Source organism: Tetragenococcus koreensis, assembly GCF_003795145.1.
Classification (GTDB): domain Bacteria; phylum Bacillota; class Bacilli; order Lactobacillales; family Enterococcaceae; genus Tetragenococcus; species Tetragenococcus koreensis.
Window position 1 is genome coordinate 817602 of sequence record NZ_CP027786.1, and the last position, 21087, is coordinate 838688.

General features: G+C 37.1%; 16 protein-coding genes and 2 riboswitches. All 16 genes read right to left on the bottom strand.

Annotated elements, in window-relative coordinates:
• Nucleotides 1-39 precede the first annotated feature (39 nt).
• Nucleotides 40-1221, bottom strand: a complete 1182-nt coding sequence (locus C7K43_RS03870) for an FtsW/RodA/SpoVE family cell cycle protein (protein ID WP_124005656.1) — start codon at nt 1219-1221, stop codon at nt 40-42.
• A 3-nt stretch (nt 1222-1224) separates the two neighbouring features.
• Nucleotides 1225-1524 (bottom strand): Fpa/YlaN family protein, encoded by a 300-nt coding sequence (locus C7K43_RS03875; protein WP_124005657.1) that lies wholly within the window; start codon nt 1522-1524, stop codon nt 1225-1227.
• A 171-nt stretch (nt 1525-1695) separates the two neighbouring features.
• Nucleotides 1696-3528 (bottom strand): translational GTPase TypA, encoded by a 1833-nt coding sequence (typA, locus tag C7K43_RS03880; protein WP_124005658.1) that lies wholly within the window; start codon nt 3526-3528, stop codon nt 1696-1698.
• A 186-nt stretch (nt 3529-3714) separates the two neighbouring features.
• Nucleotides 3715-4491 (bottom strand): inositol monophosphatase family protein, encoded by a 777-nt coding sequence (locus C7K43_RS03885; RefSeq protein ID WP_124005659.1) that lies wholly within the window; start codon nt 4489-4491, stop codon nt 3715-3717.
• 5 nt (nt 4492-4496) lie between these two features.
• Nucleotides 4497-4772, bottom strand: coding sequence for a UPF0223 family protein (locus tag C7K43_RS03890; RefSeq protein ID WP_124005660.1), 276 nt, complete (start codon nt 4770-4772; stop codon nt 4497-4499).
• Nucleotides 4773-5448: 676 nt separating this feature from the next.
• Entirely contained in the window at nt 5449-6855 is a 1407-nt protein-coding gene (gene lpdA / locus C7K43_RS03895) for a dihydrolipoyl dehydrogenase (RefSeq protein ID WP_124005661.1), read from the bottom strand.
• A 7-nt stretch (nt 6856-6862) separates the two neighbouring features.
• The gene (locus C7K43_RS03900; RefSeq protein WP_124005662.1) at nt 6863-8482 is read right to left on the bottom strand and encodes a dihydrolipoyllysine-residue acetyltransferase; all 1620 of its coding nucleotides are present in this window, start codon (nt 8480-8482) and stop codon (nt 6863-6865) included.
• 111 nt (nt 8483-8593) lie between these two features.
• Nucleotides 8594-9571, bottom strand: coding sequence for an alpha-ketoacid dehydrogenase subunit beta (locus tag C7K43_RS03905; RefSeq protein ID WP_124005663.1), 978 nt, complete (start codon nt 9569-9571; stop codon nt 8594-8596).
• Between the two features lie 2 nt (nt 9572-9573).
• A complete protein-coding gene (pdhA, locus tag C7K43_RS03910) occupies nt 9574-10680 on the bottom strand; it encodes a pyruvate dehydrogenase (acetyl-transferring) E1 component subunit alpha (protein WP_124005664.1) in 1107 nt (368 codons plus the stop codon).
• 456 nt (nt 10681-11136) lie between these two features.
• Nucleotides 11137-13728 (bottom strand): magnesium-translocating P-type ATPase, encoded by a 2592-nt coding sequence (gene mgtA / locus C7K43_RS03915; RefSeq protein ID WP_124005665.1) that lies wholly within the window; start codon nt 13726-13728, stop codon nt 11137-11139.
• A 212-nt stretch (nt 13729-13940) separates the two neighbouring features.
• Nucleotides 13941-14112, bottom strand: a riboswitch (M-box (ykoK) riboswitch).
• 226 nt (nt 14113-14338) lie between these two features.
• On the bottom strand, nt 14339-15448 hold the full coding sequence (gene wecB / locus C7K43_RS03920; protein WP_124005666.1) for a non-hydrolyzing UDP-N-acetylglucosamine 2-epimerase: 1110 nt from the start codon (nt 15446-15448) through the stop codon (nt 14339-14341).
• A 50-nt stretch (nt 15449-15498) separates the two neighbouring features.
• Nucleotides 15499-16476 (bottom strand): GMP reductase, encoded by a 978-nt coding sequence (guaC, locus tag C7K43_RS03925; protein WP_124007237.1) that lies wholly within the window; start codon nt 16474-16476, stop codon nt 15499-15501.
• A 153-nt stretch (nt 16477-16629) separates the two neighbouring features.
• Nucleotides 16630-17544: an aldo/keto reductase gene (locus tag C7K43_RS03930; RefSeq protein WP_124005667.1), complete on the bottom strand. Its 915-nt coding sequence runs from the start codon at nt 17542-17544 to the stop codon at nt 16630-16632.
• A gap of 14 nt (nt 17545-17558) precedes the next feature.
• Nucleotides 17559-18854 (bottom strand): adenylosuccinate lyase, encoded by a 1296-nt coding sequence (gene purB, locus C7K43_RS03935; RefSeq protein WP_124005668.1) that lies wholly within the window; start codon nt 18852-18854, stop codon nt 17559-17561.
• A 16-nt stretch (nt 18855-18870) separates the two neighbouring features.
• Complete coding sequence (gene purK, locus C7K43_RS03940; RefSeq protein WP_124005669.1) at nt 18871-20025, bottom strand: 5-(carboxyamino)imidazole ribonucleotide synthase; 1155 nt, start codon at nt 20023-20025, stop codon at nt 18871-18873.
• A gap of 224 nt (nt 20026-20249) precedes the next feature.
• A complete protein-coding gene (locus C7K43_RS03945; protein ID WP_124005670.1) occupies nt 20250-20831 on the bottom strand; it encodes a xanthine phosphoribosyltransferase in 582 nt (193 codons plus the stop codon).
• Between the two features lie 64 nt (nt 20832-20895).
• A riboswitch (purine riboswitch) is annotated at nt 20896-20992 on the bottom strand.
• Between the last annotated feature and the right edge of the window lie 95 nt (nt 20993-21087).

Genomic DNA, 21087 nt, shown 5'->3' on the forward strand with positions numbered 1-21087 from the left:
AATATTACTTATGGAAAAGCTGAAAAATAAGTAGTTTACTCATTCTTCAGCTTCTTTTTGTTTCATTTCGTACAACATTGCTTTTTTCTTCTCATCGGCGCTTATATTTAAAGCAAAACCGACACAGACTGAAAACATCATCAAGCTTGAACCACCTTGACTGATAAAAGGAAAAGTGATCCCACTTAACGGGATTATTCCAGTAATACCACCTAAATTAATAAAAATAGAAATCAAAAATAACGCGCCAATCCCAATACACATGATCGAGTTAAAGGGATCTTTGGAACGAATACCAATTAATAAAATACGCGCGATCATATAAAATAAAATACCTAGAATCAGAATTGCTACAATTAAACCTAGCTCTTCTACAACAATAGCAAAAGCGTAGTCGGTATGAGCAAACTGTAAAAAACCTTTTTTTTGAATACTATTTCCTAAGCCGCGTCCAAATAACCCACCATTAAATAAAGCATAATAACCATGAATCATTTGATGACCGTCCCCGTATTCATCAATAAAGGGATTGCGAAAGACGGCAAATCTAGATAACACATAGCTAGGTAAAAAATACTTACCAAAAGCATTGACACCAAAGATTGCCAAAATGCTTCCAAAAAAGCCAATCAATCCTGTATAAAGTGTATAAATATAGTTAACTCCGCTTGCCAACAACATAACGATAATCAGTAAAACAATAATCGCTGCATTCCCAAAGTCTGGGTAAAACAGCAACGCTCCAATAGGAATTATCATAGCCATTAGTGAACCTTTGATGCTATACATAAAGTGGTGCTGAACTTGGCTTTGCTGTTGTGCTAAGGTCGTAGCAAAAAACCATATCACTACTACCTTAAAAAACTCTGCCGGTTGAATGGTTCCCATTCCAGGGATTTGTATCCATCCATAAGCGCCATTTACTGGGCTAAACGCAAAAGCTACGAGTAGTAAGAAGCAAACAATCATTAATGCCACATACGTTGTCTTTTTATTTTTCAATACATTTGTTTTTAACTTATAAATAAAAAAGATTAAAAGTAAACTAATAATCCAAAAAACAAATTGGAAAATTGCTTGACGAGCCGGATTTTGCCCATTTTCTAACAGCACATAAGAAGTTGTACTATAGACCATCATTAAACCAACGATATTCAAAAATAGATAAGGAATCAAGATTCCCCAGTCTAAAAAACGCCTTTTTTTTATCTTGTTAGGCAAGAACTATACCTCCTTGCCTTTTGTAATAGTTTTATTTTCTTCATAAACTTCATTATATAACTGATTTAAATCACGCTCAAGATCACTAAGTAATTGTTGTCCCATTTCATTTGAAATAATTCCTAAACGAATCGAAAAAGACACTTGCCTAGACAATCCATACATTTGTGTATCAACAACTTTTTCAAATGCCTTACAATGGGAAATACATAAACTATTTTGCTGATTTTTAATTAGCATTTTGATACGGTCTGCCTCTTGATAAAGCAAATCTAATGCTAATTCCGGAGAAATAGATTCCATTAAGGTCCCTCCTATTCTTATGTTTCCCAATTATAGCACAAATTTTATACAAATTGGATGATTGGTTTTAGCAATTCATAATAAATTAAACCGAAATTAAACATTTTACTGCTAAAAAAAATGACTAAAGCAGTTTACTTGGCTTTAGTCATTTTTCCTTATTAGTTAACATTAACTTTTCTTTTGTTTCTTAGCTGCTTTTTCACGTTCAGATTTATTCAAGATTTGTTTTCTTAACCGAATGCTCACTGGCGTTATTTCACAATACTCATCTTCATTGATAAATTCGACTGATTCTTCAAGCGTCAAAATACGTGGTTTCTTGATAGTTGACGTTTGGTCTTTATTAGCCGAACGAACGTTAGTCATTTGTTTTGCTCTAGTAATATTCACACCTAAATCATTTTCACGTGAATTTTCACCTACGATCATACCTTCATAAATTTCGGTATTAGGCTCTACAAAGATAGTCCCACGTTCTTCTATATTCATAATAGAATAGCCAGTAGCTTTCCCTGTATCAATAGAAACCAATGCACCATGATTTCTACCAGCAAGTTGAGCTGGCAACATAGGCAAGTATTGGTCAAATGTATGATGCATAATTCCGTAACCACGTGTCATGGATAAGAATTCGTTGTTATAACCAATTAAACCACGTGATGGAACTTGAAAGATCAAACGTACTTGACCATTTCCTGTATTAACCATGTCTTGCATTTCGCCTTTACGTAGGCCTAAAGATTCAATTACAGAACCCATATATTCTTCTGGTGTATCGATTTGAACACTTTCAAATGGTTCACATTTAACGCCATCAATTTCTCGTTCAATAACTTTCGGACGAGAAACTTGTAGTTCATAACCTTCTCGACGTAAGTTTTCAATTAAAATCGATAAGTGTAGTTCACCACGTCCAGATACTGTCCAAGAATCAGGAGTAATAGGTTCTACCCGCAATGAAACATCCGTTTGTAGTTCCATCATTAGACGTTCTTCAAGTTTACGAGCCGTTACATGTTTTCCTTCTTGACCGGCAAAAGGTGAATTATTTACTAAGAAGGTCATTTGCAGAGTTGGTTCATCAATGCGCAAAATTGGTAAAGCATCCTGATGATCAAAAGGTGTCACTGTTTCACCAACAAAGATATCTTCCATACCAGCAACTGCGATTAGATCTCCTGCTTTAGCTTCTTGGATTTCATCACGTTGCAAACCAAAATAACCAAATAATTGGCTCACTCGGAATTTCTTCACGCTGCCGTCCAGTTTTATCAAAGCTACTTGGTCGCCAACCTTAATTTTTCCACGGAAAACACGTCCGATTCCGATACGTCCTACATAATCATTATAATCTAATAGAGAAACTTGAAATTGTAAAGGTTCATCACTATTATCAACAGGCGCTGGGATATGATCAATAATCGTGTCAAATACTGGTGCCATGGTTGGTTTTTGTTCTTCAGGATCTTCTGAAAGGCTTGAAGTTCCATTGATCGCTGAAGAATAAATGACTGGAAAGTCTAATTGGTCATCATCAGCACCTAACTCAATAAATAATTCCAAAACTTGATCAACAACAAATTGTGGTCGTGCTCCTGGTTTATCGATTTTGTTAACAACGACGATAGGTGTAACATTTTGATCCAATGCTTTTTTCAATACAAAACGTGTTTGCGGCATAGTACCTTCATAAGCATCTACTAGTAATACCACACCATCGACCATTTTCATGATACGTTCAACTTCACCGCCGAAATCCGCGTGTCCAGGCGTATCTAAAATATTTATGCGGGTGTTACGATATTGAACAGCAGTATTTTTAGATAAAATAGTAATACCACGTTCTTTTTCAATATCATTGTTGTCCATGGCTCTTTCTTGCAAGTCTTTTCTACCATCTAATGTTTCAGATTGTTTTAGTAATTCATCAACTAAGGTTGTTTTTCCGTGGTCAACGTGGGCAATAATTGCTACGTTGCGAATCGTGTCTCTATATTTCAATATTCATTTGCTCCTTTAAAATTCAATCAACTTATCAATCGTCTAAATAGAATAAGAGTTAAATTAATTCTTCTTCCTTCATAACAGATAATACTACGCTCGACAAGTTATTATAGCAAAAAATCTTTCTGAAAACTAGTGAAAAGCTTTCAAATTCGCAAATTTATTATAAAAATCAACTATTTTTTAACTTTTTGCCTGCTCAGCCAAACGCATCATTTCTTCATAGGCGGTGGGAGTCGCTGCAATATAGTGCTCCCTACCATCAAATTTTAACATTTTGCCGTTAATATTTGAAAATTTGATGCCAAGTGCTTCTAGCATAACACTTCCTGCTGCATAATCCCAAGGAGCTAAACTAGAAACATAGGCATTATGTTTTCCTCTGATCAAAGCGATCATTTCAAGTCCAGCACATCCAGACATCCGAACGCCCATTGAACGCTCTGCCATTACCTGAGCATTATAACTGTTTTTGCGGTACATGCTAGAATTCATTCCTACTAAGCCATCTTTTAAAGCCAAATCAGGCGGGGTATTTAAACGCTCTTCATTGATAAAAACACCAACTTCTTTGCCTCCCCATAAAAGCATGTCTTCCATTACATTATAAATAAAGCCTAATTTTCCTTGTCCTTCTTCGTAGACCGCAATCATAATACAAAAATTTTCTTGTTCTAATACAAAATTCAACGTGCCGTCAATCGGATCGATAATAAACACACGTCCAGAAAAATCAGTAAGATGGTCCTTACCGTTTTCTTCGCCTAAAATTTTAGCATCAGGATCAAAGGCGTTGATTTGTTCAATCAAAAAATCTTGCACTTGTTTATCAACATTGGTTACTAAGTCCCTCCGACCATTTTTAGTATCTACAGTCATGTCATTTTTAGCGATTTCTTTTTTAATTAATTCAGCAGCTTCTTTTATCCAGTTTTTTATTTCGTTAATCATAATTTGCATTTCTTTCATCCTCCCATCTTCAATTTTTTGTCAGGATATTTTTTTGCCTGTTGTACTGTTTTATATAAAGAATAACCAGACAATTTTTCAAATTCTCGACCTAGTTGTCGTTCTTCCCCGATGCTTTTAACAACTGACTTGAACTCTTGATAGGCAAACAAAAAATCTTTAGCAGCTAGTCCTTTTTCATAACTATCTTCTAAAGCTTGCCATAAATTAACTACTCGAATCATTTCATCTGTCGTCCACTCTATATCTAATGGATATTGATAATCTTGCATAAATTCACCCGTTTTCTTTTTCTCGTAGTTCTAGTGTACCAATATCTTGCAAAATGAACAACTGTTGAGAAGATAGCATACATATAAAAGCAAAAAATGACTCTCTATGTTAAAAAATAACAGACTAGTCTTAAATATCAATGGCTTTGGAGGGGTATCAAGCCATGTCCCACCAATTTGTAAAATAATGGTGGGACATTAAACGATGTGCCACCAATCGATAAATTATTGGAGGCACATCGAGAAAATTGCCTCCAATAATTATGGATAATAGTGGAATATAGGAATAAAAACAGCTTCTATTACTATAAAGTCTCATCTCAATAAATTTTCACTTAGGAGAATAGCTTGCGAAAAAATAAAAAACGTAATTGTTTTATCCATTAATAAAATTGGTTTGATTGTGAAGACTATTTATTAAGCTATTAAACACTTATCTGAGCTAAATAAATCGAATGCATGTCTGGAATAAAGCTCAGTACATAAACCCTCTTAATTTATACCTATGTACAATCAAATGATGTCAAACTGCTAAACGGATAGTTTAGATGTAATGTCGTTTCTGAAAAGCATTTATCTTGCAACAGCGACTTTGAAAAAATCCTGGTATCCTACAAATTTCAAACACAAAAAACCTATGAATCCAAAGATAGACTCATAGGCTTTTTCGAGTTATTTAGGCATGTATTGGTAAACCAAGAGCTAGCTCTGAAGCATCCATTGTAATTTCACCTAAAGATGGGTGTGGGTGGATAGTTAATGCAATATCTTCAGCGTTCATTCCTGATTCAATTGCAAGTGCTAATTCTGAAACCATATCAGAAGCGCTAACCCCTGCAATTTGAGCACCAACAAGAACATTATCTTCAACAGTCGTTACAAGACGAATAAAACCTTCTGTTTTATTTAAAGATAGTGCTCGTCCATTGCCGGCAAATGGGAATTTATAAGCCTTAGCATCTAATCCTGCTTCTTTAGCTTCATTAATTGTCATACCAACCGTTACTATTTCAGGATCTGTAAAAGCCACAGCAGGCATTGCTTTATAATCGACGGCAACTTTTTTACCAGAAATAGCTTCAGCAGCAATTTTTGCTTCGTAACTTGCTTTATGTGCTAAAGCAGCTCCGGGAACAATATCGCCGATAGCAAAAATGTTTTTAACATTTGTGCGGCCTTGGTTATCAACTGGAAGTAGACCGTGGTCACCAAATTCAACACCAGCTTGTTCTAATCCCATTTCATCTGTATTAGGACGACGTCCCACAGTAACCATTACATAGTCTGCAGTTACTGAGTCTGCTTTACCATCAACTTCATAGTTAACAGTTACGCTGTCGCCATTATCAACAGCTTCTTTTGCCATTGCGCTTGTAACGATGTGAACGCCTCTATCTTTAAAATCTTTTTCAACTAATTTTACAAGATCTTTTTCGTAAGTAGGCAAAATTTGAGGTGTTCCTTCAAGAATGGTAACATCAGCGCCTAGGTTAGCATAAGCACTACCTAATTCTGCACCGATAACACCACCGCCAATGATGACTAGTTTTTCTGGGACTTGTTCTAATGCTAGTCCACCAGTTGAATCAATCACACGGCCACCAAATTTAAATCCTGGAATTTCAATCGGGCGTGAACCAGTAGCAACAATCGCGTTGTTGAAAGAATAAGTTTGTGCTGAATCTGGGTGGATTACCCGTAAACTATTTTCATCAACAAAGAAAGCTTCCCCTTCAATGACTTCCACTTTATTTTTCTTCAATAACCCCTTAACACCAGAAGTCAATTTGTTCACAACTTGAGTTTGCTTCCAGTTTTGGGTTTGAGCGAAATCAAGTGTAGCACTTTCAGTTTTCACACCAAAAACTTCTGAATTTTTCGCTTCTTGTAAATGATGACCAGCTGCAATCAAAGCTTTTGAAGGAATACAGCCTACGTTTAAACAAACACCGCCGATATTTTCTCTTTCAATAATCGCAACTTTTTGACCCATTTGGCTAGCTCGGATGGCAGCTACATAGCCACCAGGTCCTGAGCCAACCACAACTGTATCTAATTCTATGGCAAAATCTCCAACTACCATTTATTTATCATCCTTCCATTAATAATAACTCTGGATCGTTTAACAAACGCTTGATGTTGTTCATCGCTTTTTGAGCAGTTGCACCATCAACAATACGGTGGTCAAAGCTCAATGACAATTTCATCATGCGGCCTACAACAATTTCGCCTTCGTCGTTAACGATTGGTTCTTGTTTAATCGTACCTACGCCTAATATAGCAACTTCAGGGTAGTTGATAACTGGTGTGAACCAAGTACCGCCAACTGATCCAATGTTACTAATGGTAATTGAACCATCACGCATATCTTGTGCAGTGAGTTTGCCTTCATGAGCAAGTCCTGCTTTTTCATTGATTTCGTCTGCAATAGCAAACATTCCTTTGCGATCGGCTTCTTTCACGTTTGGCACATATAAACCATGATCAGTATCTGTTGCAATACCGATATTGTAATAATGTTTGTAAACAATTTCTTGTGCTGCATCATCAATCGAAGCATTTAGTACAGGGAATTTCTTCGCTGTTACAGTCAATGCTTTAACAACGTATGGCAAGAAAGTTAGTTTTGTACCATTTTCTTGAGCAACTTCTTTGAATCTCTTCCGTTGATCCCAAAGCTTAGTTACTTCAACTTCGTCATGCAAAGTAACATGAGGTGCAGTATGTTTACTGTTAGTCATTGATTTTGCAATAGCTTTACGTGTTGGTGTCATTTTTTCGCGTGTTTCTAAGTCAGACAAGCTAGAAGTAAATGGTTTAGCTGGTGCTGCTTTTTCTTCTGGTTGAGAAGCATCTGATTTTTCAGTAGTTTCTGAGCTTGCCGCAGCCGCTTGACTGCCCCCAGAAATAAAGCTTTCAACGTCTTCTTTAATTACGCGTCCACCTTTACCAGTTGCTGTTACTTGTGAGATGTCAACATCGTTTTCACGAGCAAATTGACGAACAGAAGGCATAGCCAAGACCCGTTTATTTGGATCAGCTGTTGCAACTACACCGGTTGAACCAGTAGTGTCAGTACTTGCTTCTTCTTTGCTTTCTTCTTTATCAGCAGCAGGGGCACTAGGTTTAGAATTGTTATGCCCTGGAGCATCAATTTCTACTAATGTATCGCCAACATTGGCTACTTCACCTTCATCAACTAAGATGTTTTTAACCGTCCCAGTTACTGGAGAAGGGATTTCTTCTACTGATTTGTCATTTTGGATTTCAAGCAGTGTATCATCTTCATTGATCGTATCGCCTGCTTTAACCATCCATTTAGCGATTTCGCCTTCTGCCATTCCTTCACCGATGTCTGGTAATTTAAATTCATAAAAACCTTCTTCACCGGATTCAGCATCTGCAGCGGGGGCTGCTGGTGTTTGTTCTTCTTTTGCCGCGGCTGTATCATCTGAAGAGTCATCTTCATAGCCTTCAGCGTCAATTTCTACTAATGTATCGCCAACTGCTGCAGTGGTTCCTTCATCAACTAAGATATTTTTAACTGTCCCAGTTACCGGAGAAGGGATTTCTTCCACCGATTTGTCGTTTTGTACTTCAAGCAATGTATCGTCTTCATTGATCGTATCGCCTGCTTTAACCATCCATTTGACAATTTCGCCTTCTGCAATTCCTTCGCCGATATCTGGTAATTTAAATTGAAATGCCATTTTGATATCTCCTTTATTTAGAGTTCATATTACAAGCACACATTTTAAGAGATAAGAGAAACGTTTCCTTCTCCCTTACCTCTAAAAAGAGTACTCATTTACTTTGTGCAATTAGAAGTTTGCGATTTCTTTGACTTTTTCTTCAATATCTGCTGCATTTGGCAACCAAATTCCTTCAGCTTGACCAAATGGGAAAACAGTATCTGGTGCAGAAACTCGTCCGATTGGTGCTTCTAATGAAAGGATTGCTTTTTCAGCAATATCAGAAGAAATTTTCGCAGCAACGCCTGCTTGTTTTTGCGCTTCTTGCACAACAACAACTCGGTTTGTTTTTTCTACTGACGCAATAATTGTTTCCATGTCAATTGGAGAAACAGTGCGTAAATCGATAACTTCCACGCTAATGTTTTCTTTTGCCAAGTTTTCAGCTGCTTTTAAAGATTCACGAACCATTGCGCCATAAGTTACAATGGTAATGTCGTTTCCTTCTTTAGCAATCCCTGCTTTATCCAATGGCACTTCATATTCACCATCTGGAACTTCTTCACGGAATGAACGATAAAGTTTCATATGTTCTAAATAAACAACTGGGTCATTACTTTTAATAGAAGAGATCAATAGCCCTTTTGCATCATAAGGATTTGAAGGAATAACTACACGAATACCTGGTGCTTGAGCAATCAGTCCTTCTAAGTTATCAGAGTGCAATTCTGGTGTATGCACACCGCCACCAAATGGCGCGCGAAGGGTAATTGGTAGATTACGGGTGCTGCCCATACGATAACGTGTACGTGCGATTTGTCCCACAATTTCATCCATTGCTTCAAACACAAAACCGAAGAATTGAATTTCAGGCACAGCTCGGTAGCCTTCTAAAGCCAAACCAAAAGACAAGCCCATAATACCGGATTCAGCTAATGGTGTATCAAAGACTTGCTCTTCACCGAATTTATCTTGCAAATCAGCAGTCGCACGGAATACCCCGCCGTTTTTACCAACGTCTTCACCAAAAACTAAGACATCTTTATCATTTTCCAATTCAACAGCTAAGGCATCAGTGATTGCTTGAATCATTGTTTTTTGTGCCATGATTATTTCGACTCCTTCGCTTCGTAAAATTTGATTTGTTCTTGAATATTTTGAGGTTGTTCTTCAAACATATTCTTCAAGAAATCAGATACTTTTTGTTTTGGAACTTTATCCGCTTCAGCAATGGCATCTTTAATTTCTTGTTTTGCATTTTCCATAACTTCTTCTTCTTGTTCTTTTGTCCATAGACCTTTATTTTGTAAATAATTACGGAAACGGATCAATGGATCTTTCTTTTGCCATTCATCGTCTAATTCTTTTGAACGGTAACGGGTTGGATCATCACCAGATAAAGTATGCGCACCATAGCGATAAGTTACTGCTTCAATTAGTACTGGACCATTTCCGTTAGCAGCCCATTCACGCGCTAATTTTGATACAGTATAAACCGCAAGCGGATCCATTCCATCTACTTGAATACCAGGGATCCCTGCTGCAACCGCTTTTTGAGCAAGTGTTGTTGCTGCCGTTTGTTGGTCACGAGGTGTAGAGATTGCAAAACCGTTATTTTGTATATAAAACACGCCATTTGCTTTATAAGCACCAGCAAAGTTGATTGCTTCGTAAAAGTCTCCTTGAGAAGAACCGCCATCACCAGTATAAGTAAATGCTACGTTCTTTTTACCTCGTTTTTTCAAACCTAAAGCCACACCTGCAGCTTGTACATATTGTGCACCAATAATAATTTGAGGGGGTAAAGCTTGTAGGTCATCTTTGTATTCATTACCGACTACGTGCCCACGAGACCACAAAAATGCTTGATATAAAGGTAGTCCATGTTTTATTAATTGTGGAACATCACGATATCCTGGAAGTAAAACATCCTCTTTTTCAAAAGCAAAATGACTTGCTAATTGACTTGCTTCTTGTCCGGCAGTTGGAGCGAAAAATCCTAAACGTCCTTGTCGGTTCAAAGCAGTTGAGCGTTGGTCCAACACACGTGACCATACCATACGACTCATTAACTCAACTAATTGTTCATCACTTAAATCAGGTACTAACGATTCATCTACCACATTTCCATCTTGATCCAAGGCTTGATAAGTTGGAAATAGCGTATCAACTTCATTTAGCAATGCTTGAAAGTCAATCGTTTTCTTCTTTGCCATCTTGTCACACTTTCCTCTCTTTTAATCGATTGATTCTATATTCTGAGTCATTATAACAGCAAAAAAATTCTGTATTACTGTTTTAACCACTTACAACTATAAAATTATCATTTTTATCACAAAAAAACAAGTACAATGTTCATTAAAATTGTATTATTCCCGTTTTATAGCAGTCAGAAGTTAAAGTTTTAAAAAATTATAAACAATTTGAGGAAACGTTTGCTTTCGTGAATCAAGTTCGTGCTCTTCATCACAAAATTAGTACAGTTAAAAAAAAGAAACAATACAGTATGCAGTAATTCATATTTTGACTGATTATTTTAATGTGAAATTTTGCGCGAATGTATCAAAAATTAAAACAGTCCCTCTATTGGCGCTTTTTTGGCTTATTTCTCAAATTTATTATTATACTAAAAAAGATGAGATATAAAACCTCACCTTTTTTGAACCTCTTATTTAAATCCATTCTTTATTAATCGCAATATAAATTCGTTTAACCACTTCTACTGTCAAAAGATAGGCCGGAACAATTAAGAAGAAATAAATCCAATAATTATTCGGCAATTGCTCAAAATCAAATGCTTCGCGTAATGGCGTTAAAATAATCAATCCTCCTAGTAAACAAGCGATAATACTCGTTAATGTAACTTGCCAGGAAGCATGGCTATCAATTAAGGACCGTTTGCTAGTACGTAAGAAGTGGACAACCAAAGTTTGGGTAATCAAACCAATAGCAAACCAACCTGTTTGGAACAGCCCTTGCTCACTAACAGTATTAGCTTCAATGATATACCACATCACAAAAAAGGTAGCAATATCAAAAATACTGCTGATAGGACCAATACAAAGCGTAAATTTCAATAGTCCCTTAACTTTCCATTTAACTGGTGCACTAAGTTCTCTTTCATCTACATTATCCCATGGGAGCGCTAACTGAGCCATGTCATAAATCAAATTTTGAACTAATAATTGAAGCGAAAGCATGGGTAGAAACGGCAGAAAAGCGCTCGCCGCTAGAATCGTAAAGACATTTCCAAAATTGGAACTGATCGTCATCTTGATATATTTCATCATATTACTGAAAACGCGACGACCTTCAGTAACGCCTTGAGCAAGTACATTCAAACTTTTTTCCAGCAGAATAATGGAACTGGCATCTCTGGTAATATCGGCGGCTGTGTCAACAGAAATTCCTACGTCTGCCGTTCTTAATGCAGGCGCATCATTAATCCCATCACCCATAAAACCAACTGTATGTTTTTTACTTTGTAAAATTTCAATAATCCGCGATTTTTGTTGCGGATTTAATTTGGCAAATAAATGAACGTGATCTACTTTAGTTGTTAGTTCTTCGTCAGACATCTCTTCAATTTCTTTACCTAATAACCAATCGTCAACTGCAATTCCAACATCATTGCATACTTTTTTTGCAGCAATATCATTATCTCCAGTTAAAACTTTCACGACTACGCCATGTTGATGCAATGAATCGATAGCAGTTTTCGCTGTTTCCTTTGCTGGATCTAGAAAGCAGACAAACCCCAATAGTTCCATATCTTTTTCGTCATCAGTGGAATAAATAGCTTCTTCATGCACATCGGTTCGTATTGCCACAGTCAATACACGCATACCTTGTTCATTTAACTTACGGTTAAGTGCGCGCAATTCTTTTCTCAAATCTTCGTTCAAAGGAACTGTCTGATTTTGCCATCTAACAGCGGAGCAAGTTTCTTCCATTTCTTCGACGGCACCTTTAGTAAACATCAGTTGATGGTTGCCATCCACTTTTACTACTGCTGTTTGACGACGGCGAGCAAAATCAAAAGGAATCTCATCGATTTTTTCAATTTCTTTATAAGGTAAATGTTTATTGTTTTCATCATAATAATCGATCAGTGCACGATCCATAAGATTTTTCCAACCTGTTTGATAAAAAGCATTCATATAAGCAATATCAAGAACTTCACTATTTTCATCCCCAGAAGAATCCAGATGCTGTACCAATACTACACGATCCTCGGTAATGGTTCCGGTCTTATCCGTGCATAATACATCCATACCGCCTAAGTTTTGAATAGCTGGGAGCTCTTTTACGATCACTTTTTCTTTAGATAGTGTCATCGCGCCCTTTGCTAAATTCGTCGTCACAATCATAGGTAGCATTTCAGGTGTAAGACCTACTGCTACAGCGATGGCAAAGAAGAAAGCTTGTGTCCAGTCGCCTTTTGTCAATCCGTTTAATACAAATACAATAGGAAATAGAATAAAAACCATTCGTAACAATAATTTACTAATTTGCGTTAGGCCTTGATTAAATGCTGTGTTATTACGTTGTTTTGAAGCGTTTTGGGCAATGTCACCAAAAAAGGTATTTTGTCCTGTTTTTAAAATAATAGCTTTTGCCTGACCACTTAACACATCCGTTCCCATAAAAACCAAGTTGTCCATTTCAACAGCTGAATCTTTTTGGGCTTTTTCCTGATCAACTTCAGCAAATTTTTCTACCGGCATGGATTCTCCAGTCAAAGAAGATTGGTTGACGAACAAATCTTTCGTCCAAACTAGTACTGCATCAGCCGGAATCATATCGCCGGTTTCCAACGTCAGTAGGTCCCCTGGCACGACATTTTCCATCGGTATTTCATTTGTTTCAGCAACACGTGTGATCGCACAAGTATTTTCGATGAATTCTTTTAGCTCTATACTCGCTTTTTGTGAACGATATTCTTGCACAAAAGTAATCAATGTGCTCGCTAAAATCATGACTGCCATCACAATGCCAGCGTCTAAATCATTGGTAAGAAAAGATATTACCATTAGAAAAGCCAGCACAAAAACAAATGGATCGCGAAAAGCACGTAAGAAAATTTTCCATGCTGGTAGTGGCTTTTGCGCATTTACTCGATTTTCACCATACTCTTCTAGTCTTTTTTTAGCATCTTCTTCAGATAGACCTTTGTCAGACGTACGTAAAGTCATCATTATTTCTCTTTGTGAATATAAACCTAATTGTTTAATTTCTCTTTCTTTATTTTGTGGTGTTCTCATGTTCTCTCCTCCAAGCTCTTGCTAGGAGACGCTAACGATCCCCTAGCTATTTTTAGTTATTCTTTTAGTTTTACACTGGGGATCCTCCATTACTATCGCCTCTCTTTCTAAAACTCAAAAAAATTGAGTCATTGTTAAAGTGAAAGACGTCACCACAAAAAAACTGCGCATACTCAACAATGAGCGTGCACAGTAATATAAATAACTTATGAACTTATGGCCATCGTCGAGCTTTGACACTATACGTCGTAGACCACAAAAATGTCGTCAGCTACGTTATGGATGACCTTTTCGAGCATCCATGTTATACCAGCTAAGAGTCTCTCGATCCTTTCGCGGCAGCAGCTTATTTCCGTATAGGAGCCTCACCTAACAATTATTTAATTTTCTAACCACAGAGTAACGGATATAAAATTTTTCGTCAATAGAAAACTATTTCTTGCAGCCATAATGTAAGTTTCTTTAAACAATATGTTAAAAAAAGCGAATATTGCATGGTTGCAACTCTATTCTTTGTCAGAATAGAACACTTTCTTGTACAATCCTTTATCTGATAATAAATTGACAAGTCATTGACCTTAACTCTTATCAAATCAACCAAAACAGTATTTTACTTATCTTGAATAAAATACTCGCTAATCGCATCTAAAATATATTCACTAGCAAAACCATCACCATAAGGATTTTTAGCTTGTGCCATTGCCATATAAGCTTGTGGGTCGTTCAATAATTTTTTTGTCGAATGATAAACATCTTCTTCTTGAGTTCCAATTAACTTTAACGTGCCTGCATCGATTCCTTCGGGCCGCTCGGTTGTATCTCTTAAAACGAGTACCGGTACGCCCAATGAAGGAGCTTCTTCTTGCACACCGCCAGAGTCACTTAAAACTAAATAGCTATTGGCAATAAAGTTATGAAAATCGACCACATCTAAAGGTTCTATCAACCGAACATTATCTAAGTCAGCTAATTTTTCTTGAGCTAACTTGCGTACCTGTGGATTTTTATGCATAGGAAAAACAATAGAAACATCAGCAAACTCTTTAGCAATCCGTCTTAAAGCAGAGAACACTTGTGTCATTGGCTGACCCAAATTTTCCCGGCGATGCATAGTAAGTACCAATTGCCGCTGCCCATTTGGCGCTAATGAAGGCGCAGTATAGTCTTTTTTTACTGTAAATTTCATCGCGTCGATTGCTGTATTTCCGGTAATAATAATCGCCTTTTCAGGATGATTTTCAGCTAATAAATTCAGTTTACTTTGTTCAGTTGGAGCAAAAAATAAGTCTGCCAAGGCATCCGTCATTTGTCTATTCGCCTCTTCAGGAAATGGCGAATACTTATTCCAAGTTCTTAATCCAGCCTCTACATGCCCGATGCGCACTTGCTGATAAAAAGCTGCGGTAGCTGCTGCAAAGGTCGTGGTAGTATCTCCGTGAACAAGTACCATGTCTGGCTGCTCTTTTTGTAAGATGGGTTGTAAATCGAGTAAGACTTTTGTTGTAATATCAGTCAATGTTTGACCTTGAGCCATGATATCTAAGTCATAGTCCGGAGCAATATCAAAAATCTGCAGTACTTGATCTAACATATCCCGATGCTGAGCTGTAATCACTGTTTTGGGTAGAAAACGTTCATCTTGTTTTAATGCATTGACAACTGGTGCCATTTTGATTGCTTCTGGCCGCGTGCCAAATATGGACATTACTTTAATCGGCATCTCTTTCACCTCAGCATCATTTTATCAGACAAAGCAAAAACAAGCTATGCTTAAATGGTATCACCGTTAAAGATTGAATTTTTTACAATCGCATAATCTACGGTGCGAATGGAATCCAAGTCTTTACCACCAGCATAAGAGATAGAAGATTGTAAATCTTGTTGCATTTCAACCAAAGTATCTTTAAAAGATCCCTTATGAACAACCCAAATCTTTTTGCCTTCAACATTTTTCTTTTCACCCTTTTGAAACTCAGAAGCAGAGCCAAAGTATTCTTTATAAACAGTGCCATCTTCAACTTTTGTTTCACCAGGCGATTCTTCATGACCCGCAAATAACGAACCAATCATGACCATCGTTGCACCAAAACGTACGGATTTAGCTATATCACCATGGTTACGGATACCCCCATCAGCAATAATCGGTTTTCTAGCTGCTTTTGAACACCAATGTAAAGCAGCTAACTGCCAACCGCCTGTACCAAATCCAGTCTTTAATTTCGTGATGCAGACTTTTCCAGGACCAATCCCAACTTTTGTCGCATCTGCGCCTGCATTTTCTAATTCACGGACAGCTTCAGGCGTACCCACATTACCGGCGATAACAAAAGTATACGGCAGCTTCTTCTTGATATATTGAATCATTGCAATCACTGAGTTTGAATGGCCGTGTGCAATATCAATTGTGATATAATATGGAACCAAGTTTTCTTGTGCTAATTCATCAACAAAAGTGTATTCACCTTCTTTAACGCCCACACTAATTGACGTAATGAGTCCCTTTTTCTTCATTTTTTTTATAAATGGAATTCTTGCTTGTTCATCAAAACGATGCATAATATAAAAATAACCATTTTCTGCCAAAAATTCTGAAATAGTCTCATCTACGATCGTTTGCATATTCGCTGGCACTACTGGCATTTTAAATGTGTGTTTCCCTAAAGTAACGCTCGTATCGCATTCTGAGCGGCTGTCGACGATACATTTATTCGGTATTAATTGAATGTCCTCATAATCAAACACTTGCATATCAAACATCGATAACATCCTCTCGCTTCATTCGTTAATTTTTTCAAACCTCTAACAACTTAGCGTATATGAATAATTTTTGCAACTAAAGCTTAGCTTTTAGATAAATAAAACAGCCGATCGTTCGTTTATTACGAACAATCGACTGCTTTTTTATGGTAACTTATTTCCAGCTGCTAAATAAAGTTGATACCAATCTTTTCTGCTTAATTGGATTTCAGAAGCTTGAGCGATTTCTTCGATTCGTTGGATGTTCATCGTACCCGCAATCACTTGCATATTCGCTGGATGACGTAAAACCCAGGCTGAAGCAAGGCCGTTCGGTGTCGTGTTATATTTTTCAGCTAGCTCATCTAATTTTTGATTTAATTCTGGAAAACGAACATTGTCTATAAAGACTTCTTTAACAGAACTAGCTTGATAAGGTGACCATGCTTGAATTGTCATGTTTTCCAAACGAGAGAATTCTAAAATCTCACCATCACGAACGTTCGCTTGTTCTTCTTTCCGATTGACATATAAGCCTTCATCAATCATTCCCGTATGCATTAGACCAAATTGTAGCTGATTGGCCACTAATGGTTGTTTGACTACACTTTGCAGCAATTTGATTTGTGCTGGATTATGATTACTTACGCCAAAATGACGAACTTTTCCTTGAGTAGCTAGTTCATCAAAAGCGGCAGCTACTTCTTCAGGTTCCATCAATGTATCAGGACGATGTAAAAGCAAAGAATCCAGATAGTCGGTCTGCAAACGTTCTAAGCTGCTATTAACCGCTTCAATAATATGATTTTTCGAAAAATCATACATTTCACCTGGAACAATGCCACATTTTGATTGGATAAATAAATCTTCTCGTTTGATAGAAGTTTTGGCTAAATTTTTAGCAAAAATTTGTTCGCATTCACCTTTGCCATATATATCTGCATGATCAAAAAATGTAATTCCGTTATCAGCTGCCGTTTGAATCACTTGTGCCGGATCAGAAGCCGAGTTCATACGCATACAACCTAAAACCACACTTGGTACTTCAATACCGGTTGAACCAAATTTCACTTGTTTCATCTATATTTCCTCCTTTAATCGATGCCTACTCGTTTAAAAATTTCATCTACATGTTTTAAATGGTAGTGATAATCAAAAGCGTCATTCATTTCGTCTTCAGATAATACGTCTGTGATTTGTTCATCATTTTCCAACAAGGAACGAAAATCTATCTGTTCATCCCACGCTTCTGCCGTTTTTGGTTGAATTAAATCATAAGCTTCTTCCCTTGTCATTCCGTGGTCAATTAATTTTAATAGTACACGTTGACTATAAATGAGCCCAAAAGTCGCGCCCATATTTTTTTTCATATTTTCAGGTAATACCGTGAGATTATCTAAGATATTGTTAAATCTATTTAACATGTAATCCAGTAAAATCGTGGTATCCGGAATAATGATCCGTTCAGCTGAAGAATGAGAAATATCTCGTTCATGCCATAATGAAACATCTTCATATGCCGTAACCATATGTCCACGCATCACTCGCGCTAGACCTGCCATATTTTCAGAACCAATTGGATTTCTTTTATGCGGCATAGCTGAAGACCCTTTTTGTCCTGGAGCAAAAAATTCTTCCACTTCCCGCGTTTCAGATTTTTGTAAACTGCGAATTTCGGTTCCAAATTTTTCAATACTCGTCGCAACTAATGCCATACTAGCAATATATTCCGCATGCAAGTCACGCGGTAAAACTTGGGTGGAAATGTCTTGTGCACGTAGTCCTAATTTATCACAAACGTATTGCTCGACAAATGGTGGAATATTGGCAAAAGTTCCCACAGCACCACTAATTTTCCCAGCTTCTACTCCTTTAGCCGCGTGTTCAAAACGTTCGATTTGACGTTTTACTTCCGCATACCATAACGCAAGTTTTAAACCGAAAGTTGTTGGTTCAGCGTGAACACCGTGCGTTCTGCCCATCATTACCGTATATTTATAATCTTTCGCTTTTTTAGCAATTGTTTCCGCAAATTTTTCTAAGTCGTCTCGCAAAATTTCATTGGCTTGTTTCATTAAATAACCATAAGCTGTATCAACAACATCGGTAGAAGTCAGTCCATAGTGAATCCATTTTCTTTCTTCGCCCAATGATTCAGAAACGGCACGTGTAAAGCTGACCACATCATGTTTGGTTTGTGCTTCAATTTCTTGAATTCGTGAAATATCAAATGTGGCGTTAGCTTTAATTTTTTCCACATCTTTTTGTGGAATCTCGCCTAGTTCCGCCCAAGCTTCGTCGGCTAGAATTTCGGTCTCAAGCCAAGCGTTATAACGGTTTTCATCCGACCATATTTTTCCCATCTCTTTGCGTGTATAACGTGCTAACATGTTTTTCTCCTTCTAGTTACAAATTCGTTGCGTCAATTTCATTTAAAACTGTTTCTGGCGTAGCTGTTGGAATAGTGATATGTCCCATTTTTCGGTTATTCACTGTTCTTTTTTTACCGTAATAATAAAAATTCCAATCCGACTTTTCTGGAATTAATCTTACGCTGGTATTTAAAGCTTCCCCTAAAATATTGACCGTTACCGCTTTACTAAATAACTGGACCTCTCCTAAAGGCCAGCCGCAAATTCCTCGAATATGGGCATCAAATTGACTCATACTACAAACATCAATCGAATAGTTTCCAGTACTATGAGGCCGTGGTGTCAATTTAGTCACATAAATACTCCCTGATTCAGTTAGCCCCATTTCAATTGCCAAGATTCCTTGCAAAGCCAAAGTTTCGCCAATTTGTAATCCAATACGTTTTACTTCTTCAGCTACGTCACCGGCTACATCAGCTCCTGCAATGGTTTCAAATAAAATTGTGTCACGATGAATATTTTCTACCACAGGAAACGTCGTATATTCTTGACCGTTTCCCGCAACGAGGACCGATAATTCCTTTTCATAGGGAATCAATGCTTCCAACACGCAAGTCCCTTCTCTAAGCAAACTCATTGAAGGAGCTAAATCAGACATCGTATGTAAAATATATTGTTGATCCATATCACGTGTGGTTTTTAACACACAGGGAAAGCCAATACTATCAATTGCTTCTTGAATATCAGTAGGACTAATAATCGTTTCATAAGGCGGGATAACAATATTATTTGTCTCTAAAAACGATTTTTCCAGCAATCGGTCTTGAGTGATTGCTAATAAATCGGTACCTTGAGGAACGTTAGCTGAATCAATCACAGCATTTAAACTTTCGACTCCGATTTTACTTGTTTCATAAGTGATAATATCACTTCGTTTTGCTAGTGCTTCTAAGGCAAGCACATCATCGCAGTCAGCAATAATATGCCAGTCAGCTACTTGAGCTGTTGGACAATCACCTGCTGGATCCAAAACACCAACATGAAACCCCATATTTTTTGCACTGATTGTCATCATTTTGCCTAGCTGCCCACCGCCGACAATCCCAATTGTTCCACCTGGCATCAAAGGTCTGACCAAGTTGATCCCTACTTTCCATAATTGATTCGCTTCTACTTTTAAATGATACATTGAAAATCAGATAGCCGCAAGGGTTCTTCCAGTAGTTAAGAAAAAATTTTTATCTGAAAATAAAAAAACTAGCATAAAAGGATTCAGCAATGATAATTTTTACGAGCAGCTGCTAAATTTTGGTATTTATTGCTTTCTTAACCATAAATAACCAGCTAAACATCATCTCTGCTTAGCTGGTTAGGCAAAATTTCTTCTTACCATAAAAGATTTGTCATTTAAAACTATGCATCCGCTTGTTTAAATGAGACTTTACCGTTTTCTAAGGACTCGATTCGAGCAAGTGAAACAACAGGGACACCCATGTCTTCTAACAATTCTCTTCCCATTTGAAAACCTTTTTCAATTACAATACCAATTCCTTCAACTTGCGCGCCGGCTTGTTGGCACAATTCAATTAATCCTTTAGCTGCTTGTCCATTAGCTAAAAAATCATCTACAATCAATACGCGATCTTGTTCATTTAAAAATTTTCGCGAAATAGAGATTGTACTTGTGACTTGTTTAGTAAAAGAATAAACAGAACTGGTCAGCAGTTCTTCATCCATCGTCAAACTTTTAGCTTTACGAGCAAAAATCATAGGGGCGTTTAAACTTTGCGCCGCGTATATCGCAGGCGCGATACCAGAAGCTTCAATGGTAACTACTTTTGTTATTTTCTTTTCAGCAAAAACTTCTGCTAACCGAGCACCAATATGTTCCATTAAAACAGGATCCACTTGGTGAGTGATAAAACGATCGACTTTTAAAACGCCATCAGATAAAACATTTCCATCTTCTTGTATGCGACGAACCAATTCTTCCATTTTTACTCTCCTTTTTTTCGATTAAAAAAAGCACCTTTTTTGAACGAGGCAAAAAAGTGTGCAAAGAGGCACATTTTTTACTTATAGTCCAATATTTACGGTATCGGGTAGAAACAGCCGACCAATTACGACTATATATAAGCGTGAAGTACTTACCAACATTATGCCTGTGGACAGGACAAATTACAAGTACTGCTAAACTATTTTCTGGTAAAATCTAAAAAAATAATAGAACATTTGATTTTATTATGAATTC